The following is a 4832-nucleotide window of genomic DNA, read 5'->3' on the forward strand; positions in this document are numbered from 1 at the left end:
CCTTCGGTAACCGAAGGAGTCGCAGTCAGCTTGGCCACCACTTCGTCGGTGGTGTCGGTCACCTGAACCGAGGCGTCGCCGCCCAGTTGCAGGTTTTCGAAGGTACGACCATCAACGTCCACGGCGGACTTGATACCCAGACTGATCTGGCCGGCGTCGTTGTAGACGTCATCGCCCTGTGCCGCGTGCTCGTACGGCGCACTGGTCTGGCCAGCCTTGATGGTGACCTGGGCGTTGTTGCTCAGGGTCACGACCAGATCATGGGCCAGTGCCTGGTTAATGTGCACGGTGAAGGTCGGTTTGACGTTCTCGGCTACCGAGGTCTGGTCGGCGGTGATGGTGACCTGCACCAAGTCGCCCTGGTTGCCAGTGCCCGGTATACCCGAGCCAGGCTCGTCGGTGACTTCGGTGCTGACCTTGGTTTCGTCCAGCGTCAGCTGTTCGAATTTCCATGCATCAGCGCCACTGACGTATTTCAAGCTCTGCTCGACCGGAGCGTTCGCACCGCTATAGACATTGTCCGGGGCGGTTACGGTGACCGAACCGGTCGTGCCATTGGCCGGGACGGTGATAACGGTCTTGCCGTCGCTCAGGGTGAAGGTCAGTGCCGAGTGGCTGTTGATCGGCAGACCATCTTTGTTGGTCAGAGTCACGGTATAGGTGATCTGTCCACCTTCGCTGACAGTCTCGGTTGCAGTCAGTTTTGCCACAACTTCGTCGATTGTGTCGGCAACCTTGACAGAAGCGTTCTCTCCCAGTTGCAGGTTCTCGAAGGTACGACCGTCGATGTCCGCCGCCGACTTGATGCCGAGAGAAATTTCTCCGCTATCCAGATAGACGTCGTCACCCTGTGCCACATGGACGTAAGGTTCGCTCGAAGTCTGACCGGCTTTGATGGTGACCTGTGCATCGTTACTCAGGGTCACGACAAGGTCATGATCCAGTGCAGTGTTGATATGCACAGTGAAGCTCGGTTTGACGTTCTCGGCTACCGAAGCCTGGTCAGCAGTGATGGTGACCTTGACCACGTCACCCTGGTTGCCGGTGCCCGGGGTACCCGAACCAGGCTCGTCGGTGACCTCGGTGCTGACCTTGGTTTCGTTCAGCGTCAGGTGCTCGAACTTCCACGCATCAGCGCCGCTAACGTATTTCAGGCTCTGCTCGACCGGTGCGTTCGCACCGGTATAGACGTTGTCAGGGGCCGTTACGGTGACCGAACCCGTGGTCCCGTTGGCCGGCACGGTAATAGTGGTCTTGCCGTCGCTGAGGGTGAAGGTCAATGCCGAGTGGTTGCTGATCGGCAGACCGTCTTGGCTGGTCAGGGTCACAGTGTAGGTGATCTGGCCACCTTCGGTTACGGTCTCGGTTGCAGTCAGTGTGGCCACAACTTCGCTGATCGTGTCAGTAACCTGAACCGAGGCGGCGCCACCCAACTGCAGGTTTTCGAACGGACGACCGTCGACATCCACCGCCGAGGTGATGCTGAGGGTGATTTCGCCGCTATCCAGATAGACGTCATCGCCCTGTGCCGCATGCTCGTACGCTGCGCTGGTTTCCCCTGCCTTGATGGTGACCTGGGCATTGTTGCTCAGGGTCACAACCAGGTCATGGGCCAGCGCCTGATTGATATGCAAGGTGAAGGTCGGCTTGACGTTCTCGGCTACCGAAGTCTGGTCGGCGGTGATGGTGACCTGTACCAGGTCGCCTTCGTTGCCTGGGGTACCCGGCTCGTCGGTGACGGTAGTGCTGACTGGAGTCTTGTCCAGGGTCAGTTGTTCGAACTTGCCGACGTCCGCGCCAGCAACGGTGGCGATAGACTTCACGACCGGATCGTTAGCACCGACGTAAACGTTGTCCGGGGCAGTAACGGTAACCGAACCAGTCGTGCCGTTGGCCGGGACGGTGATAACGGTCTTGCCATCGCTCAGCGTGAAGGTCAGCGCCGAGTGGTTGTTGATCGGTAGGCCGTCTTTGTTGGTCAGCGTGATGGTGTAGGTGATCTCGCCGCCTTCGGTAACCGAAGGGGTGGCGGTCAGCTTGGCCACCACTTCGTCGGTGGTATCGGTCACCTGGACCGAGGCGTTGCCGCCCAGTTGCAGGTTCTCGAAGGTACGACCATCAACGTCCACGGCGGACTCGATACCCAGGCTGATCTGGCCGGCGTCGTTGTAGACGTCATCGCCCTGTGCAGCATGGGTGTACGGGGCGCTGGTTTCCCCTGCCTTGATGGTGACCTGGGCGTTGTTGCTCAGGGTCACGACCAGATCATGGGCCAGTGCCTGGTTAATGTGCACGGTGAAGGTCGGCTTGACGTTCTCGGCTACCGAAGTCTGGTCGGCGGTGATGGTGACCTGTACCAGGTCGCCTTCGTTGCCTGGGGTACCCGGCTCGTCGGTGACGGTAGTGCTGACTGGAGTCTTGTCCAGGGTCAGCTGCTCGAACTTGCCGACATCCGCGCCAGCAACGGTGGCGATAGACTTCACGACCGGATCGTTAGCACCGACGTAAACGTTGTCCGGGGCAGTAACGGTAACCGAACCAGTCGTGCCGTTGGCCGGGACGGTGATAACGGTCTTGCCATCGCTCAGCGTGAAGGTCAGCGCCGAGTGGTTGTTGATCGGTAGGCCGTCTTTGTTGGTCAGCGTGATGGTGTAGGTGATCTCGCCGCCTTCGGTAACCGAAGGAGTCGCAGTCAGCTTGGCCACCACTTCGTCGGTGGTGTCGGTCACCTGAACCGAGGCGTCGCCGCCCAGTTGCAGGTTCTCGAAGGTACGACCATCAACGTCCACGGCGGACTTGATGCCCAGGCTGATCTGGCCGGCGTCGTTGTAGACGTCATCGCCCTGTGCAGCATGGGTGTACGGGGCGCTGGTTTCCCCTGCCTTGATAGTGATCTGGGCATTGTTGCTCAGGGTCACGACCAGGTCATGGGCCAGCGCCTGATTGATATGCACGGTGAAGGTTGGCTTGACGTTCTCGGCTACCGAAGTCTGGTCGGCGGTGATGGTGACCTGCACCAGGTCGCCTTCGTTGCCTGGGGTACCCGGCTCGTCGGTGACGGTGGTGCTGACCGGAGTCTTGTCCAGGGTCAGCTGCTCGAACTTGCCCACATCTGTGCCAGCAACGGTCGCGATCGACTGAACCACAGGGGTATTGCTGCCGACGTAAACGTTGTCCGGGGCAGTAACAGTAACCGAACCAGTCGTGCCGTTGGCCGGGACCGTGATAACGGTCTTGCCGTCGCTCAGCGTGAAGGTCAGCGCCGAGTGGTTGTTGATCGGTAGGCCGTCTTTGTTGGTCAGCGTGACAGTGTAGGTGATCTCGCCACCTTCGGTAACCGAAGGAGTCGCAGTCAGCTTGGCCACCACTTCGTCGGTGGTGTCGGTCACCTGAACCGAGGCGTTGCCGCCCAGTTGCAGGTTCTCGAAGGTACGACCATCAACGTCCACGGCGGACTTGATGCCCAGGCTGATCTGGCCGGCGTCGTTGTAGACGTCATCGCCCTGTGCAGCATGGGTGTACGGGGCGCTGGTTTCCCCTGCCTTGATGGTGACCTGGGCATTGTTGCTCAGGGTCACGACCAGGTCATGGGCCAGCGCCTGGTTGATATGCACGGTGAAGGTCGGCTTGACGTTCTCGGCTACCGAAGTCTGGTCGGCGGTGATGGTGACCTGTACCAGGTCGCCTTCGTTGCCTGGGGTACCCGGCTCGTCGGTGACGGTGGTGCTGACCGGAGTCTTGTCCAGGGTCAGCTGCTCGAACTTGCCGACGTCCGCGCCAGCAACGGTCGCGATCGACTGAACCACAGGGGTATTGCTGCCGACGTAGACGTTGTCCGGAGCGGTCACGGTGACCGAACCAGTCGTGCCGTTGGCCGGGACCGTGATAACGGTCTTGCCATCGCTCAGCGTGAAGGTCAGCGCCGAGTGGTTGTTGATCGGTAGGCCGTCTTTGTTGGTCAGCGTGATGGTGTAGGTGATCTCGCCGCCTTCGGTGACCGAAGGGGTCGCGGTCAGCTTAGCCACAACCTCACTGATGGTGTCCGAGATTTCAACGGTAGCCGGGCCACCCAAGGCCAGCTTCTCAAAGGTGGCACCCGAAACAGTGGCGTCGGTAACGCTGAGGGTGATAGAGCTGGCGTCCTTGATGACATCGTCACCTTGGGCCGAGGTCTTGTACTCGACTTCGGTTTTACCGGCCTCGATGGTCACGGTGTCACCGTTCGACAGGGTTACGGTCAGTGGCCGGTCCAGCGCTTGGCTAACTTTCACAGTGAAGGAAGGCTGCTGGTCTTCGGTCACACTGCCATTGCCGACGATGCTTACAGTGACGGTATCGATGCTATCGCTGATAACGGTCGAAGCTGGCGTCGGGTTCGGCATCAACTGCTCGAAGTTGCCGCCCGTGGCGCCCTCGATGGTAACGCTGACGGTCGAGCCGTTGTTGTAGACGTCGTTGGCCGGGGTCTGGAAGTCAACGCTGCCCTGGGTTTTACCGGCTTCGACGGTGATGGTCTGGCCGTTGGACAGGGTCACGGTCACCGGGGTTTGAGCCGGATTGCTCAGGGTCACGGTGTAGGTGATGACGCCACCTTCGGTCACCGACGGGTTCGCCGTCAGGGTCGCGGTGGTGGTGTCGACCGAGTCGTTGATGGTGGTCTGAGCTGGAGTCGGATTCGGCACCAACTGCTCAAAGTTGCCGCCCGTGGCGCCCTCGATGGTAACGCTGACGGTCGAGCCGTTGTTGTAGACGTCGTTGGCCGGGGTCTGGAAGTCAACGCTGCCCTGGGTCTTGCCGGCTTCGACGGTGATGGTCTGGCCGTTGGACAGGGT

At 60.4% G+C, this 4832-nt stretch carries 1 protein-coding gene; it reads right to left on the bottom strand.

Going from position 1 to position 4832, the window contains the following annotated elements; all coding sequences use genetic code 11:
• Positions 1–4832 (bottom strand): immunoglobulin-like domain-containing protein (locus ABIB24_RS26670; RefSeq protein WP_354317714.1); only part of this gene is annotated, 4832 nt, incomplete at both ends.

It is taken from the genome of Pseudomonas sp. UYEF17 (genome assembly GCF_040546125.1).
Classification (GTDB): domain Bacteria; phylum Pseudomonadota; class Gammaproteobacteria; order Pseudomonadales; family Pseudomonadaceae; genus Aquipseudomonas; species Aquipseudomonas putida_Z.